Origin of the sequence: Bradyrhizobium sp. 159 (assembly GCF_023073795.1) — a bacterium.
Lineage (GTDB): Bacteria > Pseudomonadota > Alphaproteobacteria > Rhizobiales > Xanthobacteraceae > Bradyrhizobium.
The window spans coordinates 42098-59884 of sequence record NZ_JADPKE010000003.1 but is presented as its reverse complement, the minus strand read 5'-3'; the positions used below and the strand labels follow the sequence as shown (position 1 = coordinate 59884).

The following is a 17787-nucleotide window of genomic DNA, read 5'->3' as shown; positions in this document are numbered from 1 at the left end:
CTACCGAGCTCGCTTGGCTGCTCGCCGCCCATCTAAGGCTCCTAATTCGCCGTCTAGCCAGACCTTGATAGCGTCCACGCGCTTTTTGAGTCAGGCTCTCAGACGAGGCGCTGCTGCTCAAGTGCTATGATTCCGCAATCGACGGCCGCACGCGGTTCGGGCCGCACACTGCCTTCGTCGATCCGACCACGCCGCCAGATGCCGCGCCGCGCGAGAGCATCGAGGTGCGCACGCTGGTGTTCCACAATAGTAACAAAGTGTGATGGTGCTGCCGGGCGTTGCCCGGCAGTGTTTCCGGAACTTTGGGGAACAAAGCCACGTTTGCAGCGCCGGGCAGGGCAAGCGGGAGGGTGCCGTGCAAGCGCAGACGACGCTATTGGTATCTCTGGCCAGCTTTTTGCTTTTTGCCTTTTCTGCTGCCCACGCCGAAAGCGGGCTTGCTTCGTACTATGGATACGCAAAGGCCGGCAGAGGTGGCGAGCTGACATGCGCGCACCGGACGCGTCCTTTCGGCGCCGTGCTGAGAGTGTCCTATAGCGGACGAACGATCCAGTGCCGCGTCAACGATCGTGGCCCGTTCATCCGCGGCCGCATCGTCGATCTCTCGGTGCCGGCCGCCCGGGCGCTCGGCATGATGAGCGCCGGCGTGGTGCGGGTCTCGGTGGATTAGGCCGGCCAGCGGGCTATAGTGCCTCCCAAAGCAAGGGTGAGGGGCGCCATGGCCAGGATCAGAGTCGGACTCGTCGGCTGCGGCTTCGTGTCGGAGCTGCACATGTATGCGTTCCAGCGCGTCTATGGCGTGGACGTCGAGGTCGCGGCGGTGGCCGCGCGCGGCGATCACGTGGTCGAGTTTGCGACCCGCCACCATATCCCGCGGGTTTACCGCAGCTTCGCGGAGGTGATTGCGGACCGTGAGCTCGATGTCGTCGACATCTGCACCCCGCCCAATCTCCATGCCGAGATGATCATCGCCGCCATGCAGGCGGGCAAGCACGTCATTTGTGAAAAGCCGTTCGCCGGCTATTTCGGCCGCGAGGGCGACCAACAGCCGATCGGCAAGCGCGTGCCGAAGGCGCTGATGTACGAGCGCGTGCTCGAGGAGATGGACGCGACGGGGGCCGCGATCGAGCGTAGCGGCAAATTGTTCATGTATGCCGAGGACTGGATCTACGCGCCCGCGGTGACCAAGGCCGCCGAGATAATCAGGGCTACCGGCGACAAGATCCTGTTCATGAAGGGCGAGGAGAGCCATTCCGGCTCACACGCTGCACATGCCGCGCAATGGGCGATGACGGGTGGCGGCTCGCTGATCCGCATGGGCTGTCACCCGCTCTCGGCCGTGCTCTACCTCAAGCAGGTCGAGGCGAAAGCGCGCGGCGAGACCATCCGCGTCGCCAGCGTCACTTGCGATGTCGGCAACGTCACCGCTGGCCTCAGGCCCGAAGAACGCACCTATATCAAGGCCAATCCGGTCGATGTCGAGGATTGGGGCACGCTGACGGCGACCTTCTCCGACGGCACCAAGGCGACGGTGTTCTCCGGCGACATGATCATGGGCGGTGTGCGCAACCTGATCGAGACCCACACGAGCGGCGGCTCACTGTTCGCCAACATCACCCCGAACACGCATCTGATGAGCTACCAAACCAGCGAGGAGAAGCTCGCCAGCGTCTACATCACCGAAAAGGTCGACCGGAAAACCGGCTGGCAATATGTCTGCCTCGAGGAGGAATGGACGCGCGGCTATTTGCAGGAGATCCAGGACTTCATGGAATGCGCCGCGACCGGACGGCAGCCGCTGTCGGACCTCGCGCTGGCGTACGAGACGATCAAGGTGAATTACGCGGGCTATTGGTCGGCGGAGGAGGGGAGAAGGGTGGTGTTGTAAGGGCATAGCTCTCTTACCCTCCTCTCGAGGGAGGGCAATCGCATATGGGAAGCGGCTTCCATGCGGCGCATCCTTCGAGACGCCCGCTTTGGCGGGCTCCTCAGGATGAGGGCGGAGTATGCGGCAGCAGTTTCAACGGGCCCTATGCCAATTAGCCTGATCCTGAGGAGACCGCGGAGCGGTCGTCTCGAACGACGAGGCGTTTGCTCGGGCCACTCCAAGAATTCATATGCGATAGCCTTACCGTCCAGGGGAGGTTGCCACGCGAGCGCAACCGCCTCACGCCCCGTAGGTCGAGCCCTTCGGTAGCGGGAAGACCGGCTCCCGCGTGCGGATGTTCGTCGGCCACACCACCGAGATGTGCTCGCCGGCGTTCTGCATCACGACCGGGGTCGAGCGCTCGTTCTGGCCGGACAGCGGCGTGCCCGGCCGGAAGAATTTAACGCCATAGCCCTGGATGGTGCCGCCAGCGGGGATGTCGACGTCGAGCGCTGCCTTGCGGATGGCCTCCGGGTCGAAGCTGCCGTATTTCTCTTTGGCGACCGGCAGCACGTTGTTGAGCAGCACCCAGGTCTGGTTGAAACCCATCGAGCAGTGCGGCGGCACGTCGGTCGCGCCGGTCTTGGCCTGGTAGCGCGAAACCATGGTCTTGATCAGGTCGCCCATGCCCGGCGCGAGCTTGGCGGGATCGAGCAACTGCGCCGGCACTGGATCGATGTTGCAGAAATTGTCGATGTCGGCACCGAAAGTCGCGCGCAGCTTGTCGAGCTGGCTGTAGCCGGCGCCGGCGCCGAACAGCATCTTGAAGCGCAAACCACTCTCGCGGGCCTGGCGCAGGAACAGGGTGATGTCGGGGTTGTAGCCGGCATGCGAGATCACGTCGGCCTTGGCGCGCTTGATTTTTGTCACCAGCACCGAAAGATCGGGCGCGGAGGCCGAATACCCTTCGCGCAGCACGACCTGAATGCCGGCCTCCTTGGCATAGGCCTCGTCGGCGGAGGCAACGCCGACGCCATAGGGGCCGTCCTCGTGGATTAACGCGACCTTGACCTCCTTCGGATCGATGCCGAGCTTGGCTTTCGCATGCTCGGTGATGAAGCTTGCAAAGGCCTGGCCGTACTGGTCGGAATGGATCTGGGCGCGAAACACGTATTGCAGGTTCTTGTCCTTGAACACGGCGGTCGAGACCGCGGTCGTGATCCAGAGGATCTTCTTCTGCTGCTCCACCTTCGCCGCCATCGGCACCGCGTGCGCGCTGGAATAGACGCCGTTGATGATGTCGATCTTTTCCTGGCTGATCAGCCGCTCGGCCTCGTTGATCGCGACGTCCGCCTTGCTCTGGGAGTCGGCGGCGACCGGCACGATCCTGGTCTTGCCGCCGATGCCGCCCTTCTCGTTGACGAGGTCGATGGCGATCTGCGCGCCGACCGAGGAGGCGACCGAGCCGCCGGCGGCAAAGGGGCCGGTGAGGTCGTAAATCAAGCCGATGCGCAAATTCTCGGCTTGCGCCTGGGCCCGTGTCCAATCGAGGCTGAGTGCGGCGGCGGCAGCCGCCGATGTCTTCAGCAGCTGCCTGCGTGAAGTCGGCATCCTATCCTCCCTCAAAACCGTCTTATGTTTGGTTTTTTTCGAAGTATTGGGAGCAGGATGGCGAAAGTCAACATCGTCCAAGGTCGATAGGCGTCGGCCGCGACACAACGCACCTGCGAAAGATAAAGGAAAAGCCCACCGCTCCGCGCAGGAGCGATGGGCTTGCATGGGCGCGGATCAATTACTGCGACAGCTTCACGAAGCTCGGAAACTTCATCTTGCCTTCCGCGATCTTCTCGGGCCAGACCACGACCTGCTTGGAGTCCTGCCACTGGAAGACGAGGCCGGTGACAGTGCCGGGGCCTGACTTGATACCGTGGGTGAACTCGTCGTTCTTGCCGTAGAACTGGATGCGGCCGATCGTGCCCTCGTAGTCGGTCTTCTCGAGCTCGGCGACCATCTTGTCGGGATCGGTCGAGCCGGCGCGCTTGATGGCTTCCGTGATGAAGTAGACCTCGTCATAGGCGGTGTAGCCTGTATAGGCCGGCGGTGCGCCGAACTTGGCCTTGAAGGCAGCCGCGAACGGCTTCGTCTTGGGGGTGACGGCGACGTCGGGTGTCGCAACCGCCAGCGACGGTATGCCGTCGGCCGCGCCATTGGTGTCCTTCCAGAAGGTCGGGCTCAGCGCCTGCGCGCTGATGCCGAACATCGGGATCGGCACCTGCTGGTTCTTCCACTGCACCGTCGGCTGCACGCCGACATGGGAGATGCCGGTGACGATCACGTCGGGCTTCTTGCTCTCGATGTTGTTGAAGATCGGCGTGAAGTCGGTGGTGTCAGGCGAGAAGCGGACGTGCTCGACGACCTTCAGGCCAGCCTTCGGCAGGCAGGCCTCGTAGCCGACGTCGAGCGGCTTGGTCCAGGCGGCGTCCTCGCTCATGATCGCTACGGTCTTGAACTTGAGCTTGTCGACGAGCAGGTCCTTGGCTGCGTCGCAGACGAGCTGGGCCTGCGCGGCCGAGGTCAGATAGCCGTGGAAGGTGTACTTGTTCTTCTCGTAATCGTTGTGGATCGCCTTGGTGATCTCGTTCGAGGCCGCGCCTGGCGTGATCAGCGGCATCTTCAGCCGCGCCGCCCAGGGCTCGAGCGCCAGCACGACCTCGCTGATATAGCTCGCGATGACGGCGGAGACCTTGTCCTCGCTGACGGCGCGCTGGAAAGCGCGAACGGAATCCGCCGACGAGCTCTTGTTGTCGTAGGTCACGATCTCGATCTTGCGGCCGAGCACGCCGCCCTTGGCGTTGATCTCGTCGGCGGCAATCTGCGCGCCGCCTGGCGTTGCCGCGCCCGCGATCGACTGCACTTCGGCGATGACGCCGATCTTGATCGGATCGGTCGACTGCGCGTAGGCCGGAGCGGCAAGGCACAAGGCCAATGCGGAGGCGAGAAGGCTGCTGCCGAGAACTAATGGTCGCATGGTCGTTTCCCTTTCTATGTTTTTGTTGATGTTGACAGACTTAAAGAAAATCGGCCCCGGCCTCGCTCGCGAAGCGGCCGGGATCGCCTTCCCACACGATCCTTGCATGCTCCAGCACATAGACGCGGTCGGCATGTGGCAGCGCGAAGGTCACGTTCTGCTCGCCGAGCAACACCGTGATCGATGTGGTTTGCCGCAGCTTGGTCAGCGCCTTGGAGAGTTGCTCGAGGATGACGGGGGCAAGGCCCAGCGTCGGCTCGTCCAGGATCAGGATCTGTGGCTGCATCATCAGGGCGCGGCCGATCGCGAGCATCTGCTGCTCGCCGCCGGAGAGCGTCTGTGCCATCTGACTCTGGCGTTCCTTCAGGATCGGGAACAGCTCGAACAGCCAGGCGAGCTGTGCGGCGCGCTTCTCGTCGGAAAGATGCTGGCCGCCGAGATCGAGATTTTCGCGCACGCTCATCTCGCCGAACAGTTCGCGTGATTCCGGGCATTGCACGAGACCGCTGCGTGCGATCTTCGCCGGACTGGTGCCGCGGAGTTTCTCGCCGCCGCGCACGATCTCGCCGCTGTAGGGCAGAAAGCCGGAGATGGTGTTGAACAATGTGGTCTTGCCGGCGCCGTTGAGGCCGACGATCGAGACGAACTCGCCCTCGTGGACATGGATCGAGACGTTCTCCAGCGCCTGCGCCTTGCCGTAGAACACGCTGACATTCTCGACCTGGAGCAGCGGCACCTTATCCTTGAAGCTGGTCTCGGGCCGCGCATGGGTCTCGATCGCGCCGCCGAGATAGACCCGGCGCACGGTCTCGTTCCTCATGACCTCGTCGGCCTTGCCGGTGACGATCTCCTCGCCGAGATACATCGCGAGCACGCGATCGACGAGGGCTGCGACGCTCTTGACGTTGTGGTCGACCAGCATCACCGCACGGCCTTCGTCGCGAAAGCTGCGGATCAGGTCGGAGAACATCTCGACCTCGGCGCGCGTCAGCCCGGCGAAGGGCTCGTCGACCAGCACGACCTTTGGGTCACGTGCGATGGCCTTGGCGAGTTCGAGCCGGCGCAGATCGGCAAACGGCAGGGTCGGCGGGCGGCGGTTCATCACATTTCCGAGCCCAACGCGCTCGGCGATCCATTTGGCGCGCTCGATCAGCGCCTTGTCGGGGAACAGCATGAACAGGCTGTCCGGCAGCAGCGCGACCAGGATGTTCTCCAGCACGGTTTGCCGGTTCAGCGGCCGCGAGTGCTGGAACACCATGCCAAATCCCTTGCGCGCGATCTTGTGCGCGGGCAGGCCGGCGACGTTCTCGCCCTCGAAGATCACTTCGCCGGACGTCGGGCGCTCGATGCCCATCACGGTCTTCATCGCGGTCGACTTGCCCGAGCCGTTCGGCCCGATCAGGCCAAAAATCTCGCCGCCATTGACCTCGAAGCCGAGGCTCTTGACTGCGGTCAATCCGCCGAAGCGCTTAGTCAGGCCGCGGACTTCGAGCACGGCCCTGTTTGGAAGCCTCATATCCATCACGAGCGCGCCTCGCGCGAGAGGGCCGCTCCGAGGAAGCCGCCAGGGAAGAACAGCACGACGAGGAGCGCCACCGCCGAGACGATGAAGGTCGCGAGCTCACCGGTCGGCCGCAAGAACTCGCCGGCGACGATCAGGAAGATCGCGCCCAGCGCAGCGCCCAGCACGGTGCGCCGGCCGCCGAGCACGGCGGAGACGATCACGTTGACGCCGACCGCGACGTCGACGACGGTGCCGACCGAGGCGGTGCCGAAGTAGAATACCAGCAGCGCGCCTGACAGCCCCGAGAAGAACGCGCTGACGATGAAGGCGGCGAGCTTGTGCTTGACGATGTTGAAGCCGAGCGCGCCGGCCTGCACCGGGTCCTGGCCGCTGGCCTGGAGCACGAGGCCGATCGGCGATTGCGACAGGCCGTAGAGGATTGCGGCCGAGATCGTCATGAAGCCGAGCGCGATCCAGTAATTCACGCCGGCGTTGATAGAGATGACGTCGGGAATGGTCAGCCCGATCTCGCCGCCGGTGAGGTCGGCGAACACCACCACGAAATTCTGCAGCATCAACACCGCGACCAACGTGGTCAGGCCGAAATAGGGCCCGCGCACGCGCAGGGCCGGCAACGCCAGCACGAGACCGGCGATGACGGAGGCGAATGCGCCGAGCACGATGCAGAGATAAACCGACCACCCAAACTGGGCATTGAGGATGCCGGCGGTGTAGGCGCCGACGCCGATCAGGAAGGTCGGCCCGAAATTGACCTCGCCGGCAAAGCCGAACAAGAGGTCCCAGGCCATCGCGAACACACCGAAATAGAATGCGACGGTGAGCAGGCCCAGCACATAGCCAGAGACGTAGAGCGGCAGCGTTGCCGCGATGACGACGAGCGCGAGCGAGACGAAGAAGAGGCGAGAGGTGAAGAAGGTGGCCATCTCAGCGCCTCCCCAGAAGGCCCTGTGGCCGGATGTACATCACAAACACGAGCAGCAGCAGCGCCGGGATGGTGCGATAGGCCGGCGAGATCAGATAGGCGGTCAGGGTCTCGAGATAGCCGACCACGAAGGCCGCGATCAGCGAGCCGGAGACGCTGCCGAGGCCGCCGAGCACGACGATGGAGAACGCGCTCGCGGTCAGCGGACCGACGCTGTAGGAGCTGACGCCCAGAAACATGCCCAGCAGCACGCCGGCGATGCCGGCGAGGATACCGTAGATCGCCCACACCACGATGTAGATGTTGGTGAGCTCGAGGCCGAGCAGCGTGACGCCGCGCGGGTTCATCGAGGCGGCCAGCACGGCCTTGCCGGTGCGGGTGCGGTTCACCAGGAGCCACAACAGAGCGATGACCAGGCAGCAGACGATCGCCGTGAAAATCTCGTTGCGCGGCGTGCGGACGCCGAGGATCTCGACCACGCCCTCGACGATCGGCAGCACGGTCTTGGCGTTGTTGGTGAAGAAATAGGCGATCAGCTCCTGGATCATGATGCCCCACAGCAGCGTTCCCGTGAGGACGAAGATCTCCTTCTCCTCGTTCGGAATGCGGCGCGAATCCTGGATCGGCTTCACCACCGCGAAATAGGTGGCAAATGCCGTGATGAGGGCGACGCCGACGCCGATCAGCGCGCCGGCATAGGTGCCGACGCTGAGAATGCTGGCGGCGGCCCAGGCCGCCACCGCTGCCGCCACCATGATAGCGCCGTGGGAGAGGTTGAGCACGCCGGAGACGCCGAATATCAGCGTGAAGCCGGTGGCACCGAGAGCGTAGAGAGCGCTGATGGCAAAGCCATCGATCAAAATCTGGAATGCTCGCATTGATGATTGGCCGGGCAACCTGGCTGCCACTTGAGAAAAAGGTGCTGCGTGCACCGCATGCGGAAGGCTCTCCGGCCAAGGCCCGGATGCCGTTCCGATCAATTCGCGGTGGACTTGATGGAGCTCGGGAGACTGACGTCACTCCTGACGGCGTCGTCCGGCGCGCCGATCACGGCGGCGTCGAGCGAACTCGCAACGCAACAGAGAGTCTATTCTTCATGTTGTTTTTCTCCCTTGAACAGCCTCTTGTGAGCTATTGGGGCGCGACTATACCGGCGAGGGCATTCTCGGCAAGTGAAACTGCATTCAGGATTGTGGGAGGCGGGTTAAAGTCCATTGCTGCGTAAATAGAGTGCAGCGCGACTCGGGCACGTCAGGCATGCAGATTCGGTCGAGGCCCATGCATGTACGCCGCCAGCATGCCCCATCCGTTCAACGTGCGTGCAGCAGCGACGGATCGAGCGGGCCGAGGCGGGCGGGATCGAATGGCGAAAGGTCGATCTGCGTCGTGCCCTCGGCGATCAGCTGCGCCAACGCCTCGCCGGTCGCGGGTGCATTGAGGATGCCCCAGACATTATGTCCAGTCGCAACGTAGAGACCCTCGCTCTGCGGCACCTTGCCAATCAGCGGCAGACCATCCTGCGTCACCGGGCGGAAGCAGGCCTGCCGCGCGATGATCTTCTCGGGCCGGAACAGCGGCGAGAGCCGCTCGCTCATCGCCTGCAGGCGCGCGATCGCGTCCTGGTCGGGCGTCACGGCGGCGGGATCGAGCGGCAACGGCGCGATGTCGGAAAGCGCCGTGATATGCGTGCTGCCGTCGGCACGGGGGAAAACCTCGATGGACACGGCGACGCCATTGTCCTCATGCTCAAGAAACAGCGCATCGGCTGGCACATCCCCGCCGGTGTCGTACACGATGCTCGGGCTGCGCTGGCCATAGATGGCGGGCAGGTTCATCCATTGCGCCGCGAGCAGCGACCACGGCCCCATCGCGATGACGACGGCGTCCGCCTCGATGACGCTGCCCTCGACCTGGACGCCGCTCGCTGTGATGCCATCCGCATCGCGCACGATGCCGCTGATCCGGCCGCGACGAAGTTGCACGCCCTGCGTGAGCGCCGCATCCATGAGGAACGAGGTGAATTTGCGAGGGTGAACGATCGCGGTCGTCGCGGTCGTGCCGATGGTTTGCGCGATGGCGACGCCGTTGGCGAGCCAGCCAAGTGCCGAGGGCAGATTTCGCCGGGCGTCACCATCGGGGACAACGAGGCCGCTATAGGCGGTCATGGGGCGGTAGCCCCAATCGCCCGCGATCTCCCCGGGCAGTTGCGCATGAAGTGCGAAGCTGCGCCGCGCCAGTGCGTCGAGCGGCGTGCCGGTGCACCAGTCGCGTGCGAGGAAGCCGCCGGCCTTGCCGGACGCTGCGGCCGCGATCTCTGTCCGTTCCACCACAATGACGTCGATGCCGCGGCGACGAAGAAACCAGGCGGTGCAGGCGCCGATCACGCCACCGCCGCAGATCACAACACGCATGGTTTTTTTCCTCGCGCGCCGAAGGATTATCAAAAGAATTGGCGCCGGCGAGGAACGCCGGCGCAGCGTCGCATTGAGCTTGTGTCGCTCAGCCTGGTCCTGCGCCCTGCGTTGCCGTGTAGACCGCGTAGAGCGACTGGCTCGCCGCCATGAACAGCCGGTTGCGCTTTGGGCCGCCGAAGCAGACGTTGCCGCACACCTCCGGCAGGCGGATGCGGCCGAGCAGCTTGCCCTCCGGCGACCACACCGTCACGCCGCTATAGCCGACGGCGCGCCCGGCATTGCTGGAGGCCCAGACATTGCCGTTGACATCGCAGCGCAGGCCATCCGGCCCGCACTTCACGCCGTCGATCACGCAATCGCTGAACTTTCTAGGGTTGGAGAGCTTGTTGTCGCTGCCGACGTCGAACACGAAGATCTCGCCCTTGCCGCCCGGTCCGGTGTCGCCCGGTCCCTTGCCGGTCGAGGCGATGTAGAGCTTCTTGTAGTCTGGTGAGAAGCACAGGCCGTTCGGATCTGGCACCTGGTCTTCGGTGACGACGAGATCGATGCGGCCCGACGGGTCGATGCGATAGCAGTTGGTCGGGAGCTCGCGCTTGCCCGGCACGAAGCCGGCGGGCTGTCCGATCCGCGGATTGAGCTTGCCGCCGGCATTGCTCGGGCCGCCCGCGACGTCGGGCTCGCCTTCGTAGAGCTGGCCGCCATAGGGCGGATCGGTGAACCAATAGCTGCCGTCGGGGTGTGCGACGATGTCGTTCGGCGAATTCAGCTTCTTGCCCTGATAGGAGTCCGCGAGCACCGTGGCGGTGCCGTCATGCTCGTAACGCGTCACCCGGCGCGTCAGGTGCTCGCAGGAGAGCTGGCGGCCCTGAAAGTCGAACGAGTTGCCGTTGGAATTGTTTGAGGGCGTGCGGAACACGCTGACGCGGCCGTCATCCTCGCTCCAGCGCATCTGCCGGTTATTGGGAATGTCGCTCCACAAGAGATACCGTCCCTGCGCGCTCCAGGCCGGGCCTTCGGCCCACAGCACGCCAGTATAGAGACGCTTGATCGCGGTGTTGGGCTGCGCGAGATCGTTGAAGGAGGGATCGACGGCGATGATGTCGGGGTCCCAGAAATATGTGGTCGGCGCGCCCTGGGGACCGAAATCGCGCGGCGGGGTGGTGATCGTCGTCGGCGGTGCGGCGGGGCCGGTCTGGGCCAGGGCGCAGCCGGCTCCGGCCATTGTGGCGGCGGCGCCGAGCGCAAGCCCTTGTACAACTCCTTGGACGAGTGTTCGTCGTGAAAGCGCAGCATCCTGGTCACGCTGCCCTTCGTCACGAGCCTCTTGGCGTGTCATCGCGTCCTCCCGATCATGTTCGCTGACCGGTTGATCCGGCCGAGCGGGCGGAGGTTAGTGCGGTCCGCTGCCGGTTGCGAGGGGTGGAATCGAAACCGCTGCGCGATGGCGGGTCGCAATTTCGTCACCTTCAAATGCGTTTGGATTGCAGGCGCTAACGGGGATAAAGCCGGAGTTCATTGTGCAAGTTGTCGTCCTGGTCATCCTGCTCGCGATCGCATTTGCGGCCGGCTACTTCACGCGGGACTACGTCTCCCGCAAAAGGCGGGCGGAGGCGCGCCGCTGGCGTGAGTATACCGAGCCGGACTGGCTTCCTGCCAACGCGCCGGCGAACACCAACGAGATCACGAATGCCGGCACCGCTGTGGTCGCGACCGGCGAACTCGGTCAGATGCTGAACCGCTGGGAGAACAGGGCCCGCGCCCGCCGCACCGGCACGGGATAGTCGGCGCGCCTTGCGCTCGTCGCGGGCTGCAATCTCTCCTATTTAGGTCAGTTCCACTGACTATCTTTTAGGCGTTGCAGTTGCAGGCGTTTCTCGTTTAGAAACGGGCGGATCGAGCCCCTCCCGGCAATCAACCATCAACGGTTTTGACCGAGTATTGAGGGCTCAAAGGGTCTGGCAATGCTGATTCGCGGCCAAATCGATGGGATTTCGGGGGAGGTGGCCGTGGCCGCCGCCACGATCCCGGCCGCGCTGCTGCCCACCCTCCTTCTTGGCGGGCTTCTTCTTAGCTGCCCCTGAGGGCCGGCTGGGCGCCACGCGCCTGGGCGCTCAGGGGTTGTACGAGATCACCGGACACCTCAAGCGCCCAGACCACTGAACGGCGCAAAAGCTCAAAAGGAAATCTAGAATGGCCACCGTGAACAAGTCCGACAAGGACCGCGTCATCATTTTCGACACCACGCTGCGCGACGGCGAGCAATGTCCCGGCGCCACCATGACCTTCGAGGAGAAGCTCGAAGTCGCCGAACTGCTGGACGATATGGGCGTGGACGTCATCGAGGCCGGCTTTCCGATCACCTCCGAAGGCGACTTCCAGGCCGTCAGCGAGATCGCCCGCCGCTCCAAGAATTCGGTCATCGCCGGCCTGTCACGCGCCCACCCGGCCGACATCGACCGCTGCGCCGAGGCGGTGAAATTTGCCAAGCGCGGCCGCGTCCACACCGTGATCGCGACCTCGCCGCTGCACATGCGGGTGAAGCTGAACAAGACCCCGGAGCAAGTAATCGAGACCTCGGTCGCGATGGTCGCGCGCGCCCGCAACCAGATCGACGACGTCGAATGGTCGGCCGAGGACGGCACCCGCAGCGAGATGGACTTTCTGTGCCGCATCGTCGAGGCCGTGATCAAGGCCGGCGCCACCACGGTGAACATCCCCGATACCGTCGGCTACACGGTGCCGGAGGAATACACCCACTTCATGAAGACGCTGATCGAGCGTGTGCCGAATTCAGATAAGGCTGTGTTCTCCGTGCACTGCCACAACGACCTCGGCATGGCGGTCGCCAACTCGCTGGCCGGCATCGTCGGCGGCGCGCGTCAGGTCGAGTGCACCATCAACGGTATCGGCGAGCGCGCCGGCAACGCCGCGCTGGAAGAGATTGTGATGGCGATCAACGTGCGCAACGACAAATTCCCGTACTGGAACAAGATCGACACGACGCAGCTCACCCGCGCCTCGAAGGTGGTGTCGGCGGCGACCTCGTTCCCGGTGCAGTACAACAAGGCTATCGTCGGCCGGAATGCGTTCGCGCATGAGAGCGGCATCCATCAGGACGGCGTGCTGAAGGACGCGTCCACCTACGAGATCATGCGGCCGGAGATGGTCGGCCTCAAGCAGTCCTCCCTGGTGCTCGGCAAGCATTCCGGCCGCCACGCCTTCGTGCACAAGCTGGAGGAGATGGGCTACAAGCTCGGCCCCAATCAGCTGGAAGATGCTTTCACGCGGATGAAGGCGCTGGCCGACCGCAAGAAGGACATCTACGACGAGGACATCGAGGCGTTGGTTGACGAGGAGATGGCAGCCTCGCACGACCGCATCAAGCTGACCTCGCTGACCGTGATCGCCGGCACCCACGGTCCGCAGCGCGCCACCATGAAGCTCGACGTCGACGGCCAGATCAAGATCGAGGAAGCCGAGGGCAACGGTCCGGTCGACGCAGTGTTCAACTGCATCAAGCGCCTGGTGCCGCACGAGGCCAAGCTCGAACTGTACCAGGTTCACGCGGTGACCGAAGGCACCGACGCGCAAGCTGAAGTCTCGGTGCGGCTGTCGCAGGACGGCCGCTCGATGACGGCGCGCGCTGCGGATCCGGATACGCTGGTCGCCTCCGCAAAGGCCTATCTCGGCGCGCTGAACAAGATCGTCATGAAGCGCCAGCGTGACACGGTGACGACGGCAGCGGCGAGCTGACAAGCGAAGCCTTGTCATTGGCGAGCGATGCGCGTGGGCTTCACCTCTCCCGCTCGCGCTTGCGGGAGAGGTCGGCGCGTAGCGTCCGGTGAGGGTTCTCTTCCTCTGGGGAGCCTCTACGTGGAAGCACCCTCTGCCAACTGTCTCCCGCAAGTGGGAAAAGGGCGCGCAGCGGTGCTCGTGGCATTCACCACGAATACCTGCCCTGCTAACGGCCAATAGCCGCATGGCGCGCCGCCCTGTATTGATGCAGCCGGCATGAGGACGGTCGCCCGCGCGCCGGGCGGCCCAAATAACATCAGGGAGAGATTATGCGCACCTTCGCGATCGCGGCCTCCGTCGCGGCATTGGCCTTAGGCCTTGTCGGCCCCGCCAGCGCCGACCCGATCATCATCAAATTCAGCCACGTCGTCGCCACCGACACGCCGAAGGGCAAAGGGGCGGAGAAATTCAAGGAGCTCGCCGAGAAGTACACCGGCGGCAAGGTCAAGGTCGAAGTCTATCCGAACTCGACGCTCTACAAGGACAAGGAAGAGCTCGAGGCGCTCCAGCTCGGCAGCGTGCAGATGCTGGCGCCGTCCAACTCGAAATTCGGCCCGCTCGGCATCCGTGAATTCGAGGTATTCGATCTGCCTTACATCCTTCCCGATCTGAAGACGCTGCGGAAGGTGACGGAGGGCCCGCTCGGCGCGAAGTTGCTCAAGCTCCTGGACGCCAAGGGCATCACCGGACTTGCCTATTGGGATAATGGCTTCAAGCAGATGAGCGCCAACAAGAAGCTGGTCTCGCCTGCCGACTATCAGGGCGTGAAATTCCGCATCCAGTCCTCGCGCGTGCTCCAGGCCCAGTTCAAGGCGCTCGGCTCGCTGCCGCAGGTGATGGCGTTCTCGGAAGTCTACCAGGCACTCCAGACCGGCGTCGTCGACGGCCAGGAGAACACCTGGTCGAACATCTATACCCAGAAGATGCACGAGGTCCAGAAGTACATCACTGAGACCAATCACGGTTACATCGGTTACGTCGTGATCGTGAACAAGAAGTTCTGGGACGATTTGCCGGCCGACATCCGCGACCAGCTTTCCAAGGCAATGAAGGAAGCGACCGCCTTCAGCAACGCGCAGTCGCAGAAGGAGAACGACGACGCGCTCGCCGAGATCAAGAAGAGCGGCAAGAGCGAGATCATCAAGCTCACGCCCGAGCAGGACGAGGCGATGCGCAAGGCGATGGAGCCGGTCTACAAGGACGCCGCAGGCCGCGTCGGCCAGGCGCTGATCGACGAGTTCCAGAAGGAAGCCAAGAGCACGACGAACTGATCTCGATGCACGATGAACGGGGCTTCCGTGCCAGCTGCACGGAAGCCTTTTTGTTGCAAACGATTTCCGATCGTGGCTGGCGGTAAATCAGCCGTTACGTAGTCCTAAGAACACCGCTTCCTGTCCAAGTTGTAAGTTGCGCGTCGGCGGCGCCGCCCTCATCCTCAGGGCATCCTTCCAGAGGAGGTCCGTATGAGGAAATTCACCATCGCTGCCATCGCCGTGCTCAGCGTCGCCGGCTCGGGCGCGGTCTATGCTCAATATCATCGCCCGTGGATGGAGCGCTTCCATCACATGCGCATGAACCCCGAGGACCGCGCCGCCTTCATCGACGCACGGATCGCCGCCGTCCACGCCGGCCTGAAGCTCAATGCCGATCAGGAGAAGCTGTGGCCGCCGGTCGAGGCCGCGGTGCGCGATTTCGCCAAGCTGCGCATCGACCGCGCCAATGCGCGGATGAATGCCGGCCCCGGCGATACCGACAGGCCGGAGGATCCGATCGCCCGCCTGCGCCAGCGCGCCGAGGACATGGGCGCCAGCTCCGCGGCCCTGAAGAAGATCGCCGATGCCGCCGATCCGCTCTACAAGACGCTGGACGAGGGCCAGAAGCGCCGCCTCGCGGTGCTGACCCGCCACCGCGGCCCATTCGGCGGCGGCGAAGACGGCCTGCCCCGTCACTTCATGGAACACCGCATGGACCGCATGATGGAGCGTGGCATGGGGCACTTCCACCGTGACCGTTTCGACCGCGACGGCGGTCCGGACGGGGACCGCGAGGGGCGGCTCTGAGCAGGGCCGGATTGTCCCGCGATTAACCCTGGCGAAGCCGCTGGAATCCAGCGGCTTTTCGCTATTTTGGACTTGTGGACGAAGCCTTGGAAAACTTGCGGCCGATCGCTTGCCATACCCGGATCGCTTTGCTAAACGACCGGCCTCGCAAGGCCTTACCGCCTTTCGGGCGCATAGCTCAGTTGGTAGAGCAGCTGACTCTTAATCAGCGGGTCCCAGGTTCGAGCCCTGGTGCGCCCACCATATAAAACAAGCACTTAGCAGCAGACGTGACGCGGTAAGGTGGCTTCATTTTACAGGTCATTTTACAGTTTTGTTCTCGCTTCGAGCTTCAGCACCGCAGCTTCGGCGAGCTGAATATCGCGACCCAAGTAATGCGCGTCGAGAATGGCTTCGACGTCCTTCAACGAGTGGCCCGTGACTGCAGCGATCTGCGGCACGCTGGCGCCAGCAATCGCCAACCGAACCACGGCCGTGCCGCGCAGGTCATGAAAGGTGAGACCACTAATGCCGGCGCGCTCGCAGGCCTTTGACCACGAGGTGCGAAATCCGTCGGACGTCCAGGGCCGGCCCAGCGTGTTCGTCAGGATGAGCGGCCCCCGACGGTCGGTAGCATCAAGCAGGGCTCGCAGCGGGGTGCCGGCCGGCATGGCGACGCGCCGGCCCCCTTTCGATTGACGCAGCCGAATGTAGGGGCTCTCGTACGCTGACCAGGGCAGGCGCAACAGGTCGCCCTGCCGTTGACCTCAGATTGTGGGTCACTAATAGGTAGTCGCAACGGACCTGATATTGCACTGATAAACATCAACTGGAATTTAAAGTTTGGGGCTTCAGCATCAGTGCCACGGGCATCTTCGCCATTATGGCCACGGTGCTCATCATCGCGCTTATCGTGGTTCTTCCGCGGGCTCTGCAGGTCGTCATGGCCAAACCGAAATGGGGTAAGCACACCCACTGCTACCTATGCAGCAAGCTGCTCAAGGAGCCGGTGACGCCTGACCACGTTCCGCCCAAGCTCTTCTTTCCGGCCGAGCTGCGGAAGAAGTACGGGATGACCGATCTGCTCACCATCCCCGTGCACCATGCCTGCAACCAGATGTGGCGGATGGATGAGGAGTACTTCGTTCACACGCTGTTGCCGCTGGCCAGAGGCTCAGAAGCGGGTGATGCAGCCCATGCCCAGACCTTCAAGAAATACCAGGGGGGACGCAACGTCCCGCTGGTCAACATGGTCATGGACGAATTCAAGCATGTCGTGAAAGGTATCCATCTGCCAGCGAACCGCGTCGCGAAGATGATCGACGCCGATCGCTTCCATGACGCGCTCTACAAGATCATCCGTGGGCTTCACTACCATCACAGCGGTGAGATACTGCCGTCGATCTGGAGCATTACGTACACAGTGACGCCGCCCTACGAAGATCCGCCGGAGGAGTTCAAGACGTTCGCCCAGGGCAGGGCGTCGATGGGCAAATACCCGGGTATCTTCGCCTCCGCATTCCATAAATTTACAGAGGTGAACAACCTGCACTTTTGGGCGTTCTTGTTGTGGGACGGCGTTATTTTAACAGCCGCCTTCCACGACCCCGCTTTTGAGTGCGACCATTGCCAGTTCGTAGGACCGCGACTTCCCGAGAGCATGCCGGGCACGATCCGGGTCTGAGTCCCATCTGATAAAGACCTAATAATTTCGCGCTGTCTCCACCAACCGGAGACAACTCCCGTGAACTCAATTCCTGAACTCGAAATCTCTTCTTCCCAGCTCAAGATCGCCGCCAGGGGCCGTCTTGCCATCTCGGTCGCCTTCCTGACCGTCCTCGTCTTCGCCGTACCGACCTACTTAATTCATTGCTCGCGTTTCGTTCTTATGGCTCAGTCTGAGGATGCGGCCATGGGACTTGACGGAATCCGTCACGAAATCAGCTATATGCGGCGCCAAATCACCCGCCAGCAGAAGGAAATCCTGACCCTCCAGCGGGCCGGGATATCGACCGCGTCGGCCGAAGCCCTCCTGTCCCGGATGCAGGCCAAGGTCGATGGCCTTTGCGAGCAACGCGACCGGCTCGTCGGCGAGGAAAAACTGAAGCGGCCGTCTTATCCCTCGGGCAAGCAGCTCAAGGGTACCCGGGCTGATCGACGGTTGTGATGGACAACCTTCGGCGGTTTCCGGCCCCGT

General features: G+C 63.4%; 15 protein-coding genes, 1 tRNA gene and 2 pseudogenes. 10 read left to right on the top strand and 8 right to left on the bottom strand.

Annotated features, from left to right (window positions below):
• Positions 1 to 98: 98 nt before the first annotated feature.
• From IVA96_RS00475 to IVA96_RS00465, 3 genes and pseudogenes are all read left to right on the top strand, one after another.
• A pseudogene (locus IVA96_RS00475) lies at positions 99 to 263 on the top strand (methyltransferase); the annotation flags it as partial.
• A 92-nt stretch (positions 264 to 355) separates the two neighbouring features.
• Positions 356 to 670 carry a septal ring lytic transglycosylase RlpA family protein gene (locus tag IVA96_RS00470; RefSeq protein WP_247278610.1) on the top strand — a complete coding sequence of 105 codons (315 nt, stop codon included), beginning with the start codon at positions 356 to 358 and terminating at the stop codon, positions 668 to 670.
• Positions 671 to 718: 48 nt separating this feature from the next.
• Complete coding sequence (locus tag IVA96_RS00465; RefSeq protein ID WP_247278580.1) at positions 719 to 1888, top strand: Gfo/Idh/MocA family oxidoreductase; 1170 nt, start codon at positions 719 to 721, stop codon at positions 1886 to 1888.
• 279 nt (positions 1889 to 2167) lie between these two features.
• Here IVA96_RS00465 and IVA96_RS00460 read toward each other — a convergent pair whose 3' ends face one another.
• The 7 genes from IVA96_RS00460 to IVA96_RS00430 all read right to left on the bottom strand — a co-directional run bounded on the left by IVA96_RS00460 (position 2168) and on the right by IVA96_RS00430 (position 11092).
• On the bottom strand, positions 2168 to 3478 hold the full coding sequence (locus IVA96_RS00460; protein ID WP_247278581.1) for an ABC transporter substrate-binding protein: 1311 nt from the start codon (positions 3476 to 3478) through the stop codon (positions 2168 to 2170).
• A gap of 181 nt (positions 3479 to 3659) precedes the next feature.
• The gene (locus IVA96_RS00455; RefSeq protein ID WP_247278582.1) at positions 3660 to 4895 is read right to left on the bottom strand and encodes an ABC transporter substrate-binding protein; all 1236 of its coding nucleotides are present in this window, start codon (positions 4893 to 4895) and stop codon (positions 3660 to 3662) included.
• A 40-nt stretch (positions 4896 to 4935) separates the two neighbouring features.
• On the bottom strand, positions 4936 to 6417 hold the full coding sequence (locus tag IVA96_RS00450; protein ID WP_247278583.1) for an ATP-binding cassette domain-containing protein: 1482 nt from the start codon (positions 6415 to 6417) through the stop codon (positions 4936 to 4938).
• On the bottom strand, positions 6417 to 7343 hold the full coding sequence (locus tag IVA96_RS00445) for a branched-chain amino acid ABC transporter permease (protein ID WP_247278584.1): 927 nt from the start codon (positions 7341 to 7343) through the stop codon (positions 6417 to 6419). The genes IVA96_RS00450 and IVA96_RS00445 overlap by 1 nt, the downstream gene beginning before the upstream one ends.
• A gap of 1 nt (position 7344) precedes the next feature.
• Positions 7345 to 8220 (bottom strand): branched-chain amino acid ABC transporter permease, encoded by an 876-nt coding sequence (locus tag IVA96_RS00440; protein ID WP_247278585.1) that lies wholly within the window; start codon positions 8218 to 8220, stop codon positions 7345 to 7347.
• Positions 8221 to 8652: 432 nt separating this feature from the next.
• On the bottom strand, positions 8653 to 9753 hold the full coding sequence (locus IVA96_RS00435; RefSeq protein ID WP_247278586.1) for an FAD-dependent oxidoreductase: 1101 nt from the start codon (positions 9751 to 9753) through the stop codon (positions 8653 to 8655).
• Positions 9754 to 9841: 88 nt separating this feature from the next.
• Positions 9842 to 11092: an SMP-30/gluconolactonase/LRE family protein gene (locus IVA96_RS00430; RefSeq protein ID WP_247278587.1), complete on the bottom strand. Its 1251-nt coding sequence runs from the start codon at positions 11090 to 11092 to the stop codon at positions 9842 to 9844.
• A gap of 178 nt (positions 11093 to 11270) precedes the next feature.
• On the opposite strand from IVA96_RS00430, the gene IVA96_RS00425 reads away from it, so the two are divergent.
• The 5 genes from IVA96_RS00425 to IVA96_RS00405 all read left to right on the top strand — a co-directional run bounded on the left by IVA96_RS00425 (position 11271) and on the right by IVA96_RS00405 (position 15854).
• Entirely contained in the window at positions 11271 to 11537 is a 267-nt protein-coding gene (locus tag IVA96_RS00425) for a hypothetical protein (protein WP_247278611.1), read from the top strand.
• A 409-nt stretch (positions 11538 to 11946) separates the two neighbouring features.
• Positions 11947 to 13509 (top strand): 2-isopropylmalate synthase, encoded by a 1563-nt coding sequence (locus tag IVA96_RS00420; RefSeq protein WP_247278588.1) that lies wholly within the window; start codon positions 11947 to 11949, stop codon positions 13507 to 13509.
• A gap of 311 nt (positions 13510 to 13820) precedes the next feature.
• The gene (locus IVA96_RS00415) at positions 13821 to 14822 is read left to right on the top strand and encodes a TRAP transporter substrate-binding protein (RefSeq protein ID WP_247278589.1); all 1002 of its coding nucleotides are present in this window, start codon (positions 13821 to 13823) and stop codon (positions 14820 to 14822) included.
• 192 nt (positions 14823 to 15014) lie between these two features.
• Positions 15015 to 15611: a Spy/CpxP family protein refolding chaperone gene (locus IVA96_RS00410; RefSeq protein WP_247278590.1), complete on the top strand. Its 597-nt coding sequence runs from the start codon at positions 15015 to 15017 to the stop codon at positions 15609 to 15611.
• Between the two features lie 167 nt (positions 15612 to 15778).
• Positions 15779 to 15854, top strand: a tRNA-Lys gene (locus tag IVA96_RS00405).
• A gap of 62 nt (positions 15855 to 15916) precedes the next feature.
• On the opposite strand, the pseudogene IVA96_RS00400 reads toward IVA96_RS00405, so the two are convergent.
• Positions 15917 to 16345 (bottom strand): annotated as a pseudogene (locus tag IVA96_RS00400) (tyrosine-type recombinase/integrase); the annotation flags it as partial.
• Positions 16346 to 16473: 128 nt separating this feature from the next.
• Between IVA96_RS00400 and IVA96_RS00395 the strand changes: the two are divergent.
• Both IVA96_RS00395 and IVA96_RS00390 read left to right on the top strand, forming a co-directional pair.
• On the top strand, positions 16474 to 17274 hold the full coding sequence (locus tag IVA96_RS00395) for a hypothetical protein (RefSeq protein WP_247414894.1): 801 nt from the start codon (positions 16474 to 16476) through the stop codon (positions 17272 to 17274).
• 60 nt (positions 17275 to 17334) lie between these two features.
• Complete coding sequence (locus IVA96_RS00390) at positions 17335 to 17757, top strand: hypothetical protein (protein ID WP_247414892.1); 423 nt, start codon at positions 17335 to 17337, stop codon at positions 17755 to 17757.
• Positions 17758 to 17787: the final 30 nt, after the last annotated feature.

What these genes read in the sequence shown, in the direction of transcription:
- IVA96_RS00465 (WP_247278580.1), top strand. Translation starts at nt 719, where the DNA reads ATGGCCAGGATCAGAGTCGGACTCGTCGGCTGCGGCTTCGTGTCGGAG.
- IVA96_RS00460 (WP_247278581.1), bottom strand. Translation starts at nt 3,478, where the DNA reads ATGCCGACTTCACGCAGGCAGCTGCTGAAGACATCGGCGGCTGCCGCC.
- IVA96_RS00455 (WP_247278582.1), bottom strand. Translation starts at nt 4,895, where the DNA reads ATGCGACCATTAGTTCTCGGCAGCAGCCTTCTCGCCTCCGCATTGGCC.
- IVA96_RS00450 (WP_247278583.1), bottom strand. Translation starts at nt 6,417, where the DNA reads ATGGATATGAGGCTTCCAAACAGGGCCGTGCTCGAAGTCCGCGGCCTG.
- IVA96_RS00445 (WP_247278584.1), bottom strand. Translation starts at nt 7,343, where the DNA reads ATGGCCACCTTCTTCACCTCTCGCCTCTTCTTCGTCTCGCTCGCGCTC.
- IVA96_RS00440 (WP_247278585.1), bottom strand. Translation starts at nt 8,220, where the DNA reads ATGCGAGCATTCCAGATTTTGATCGATGGCTTTGCCATCAGCGCTCTC.
- IVA96_RS00435 (WP_247278586.1), bottom strand. Translation starts at nt 9,753, where the DNA reads ATGCGTGTTGTGATCTGCGGCGGTGGCGTGATCGGCGCCTGCACCGCC.
- IVA96_RS00430 (WP_247278587.1), bottom strand. Translation starts at nt 11,092, where the DNA reads ATGACACGCCAAGAGGCTCGTGACGAAGGGCAGCGTGACCAGGATGCT.
- IVA96_RS00420 (WP_247278588.1), top strand. Translation starts at nt 11,947, where the DNA reads ATGGCCACCGTGAACAAGTCCGACAAGGACCGCGTCATCATTTTCGAC.
- IVA96_RS00415 (WP_247278589.1), top strand. Translation starts at nt 13,821, where the DNA reads ATGCGCACCTTCGCGATCGCGGCCTCCGTCGCGGCATTGGCCTTAGGC.
- IVA96_RS00410 (WP_247278590.1), top strand. Translation starts at nt 15,015, where the DNA reads ATGAGGAAATTCACCATCGCTGCCATCGCCGTGCTCAGCGTCGCCGGC.
- IVA96_RS00395 (WP_247414894.1), top strand. Translation starts at nt 16,474, where the DNA reads ATGGCCACGGTGCTCATCATCGCGCTTATCGTGGTTCTTCCGCGGGCT.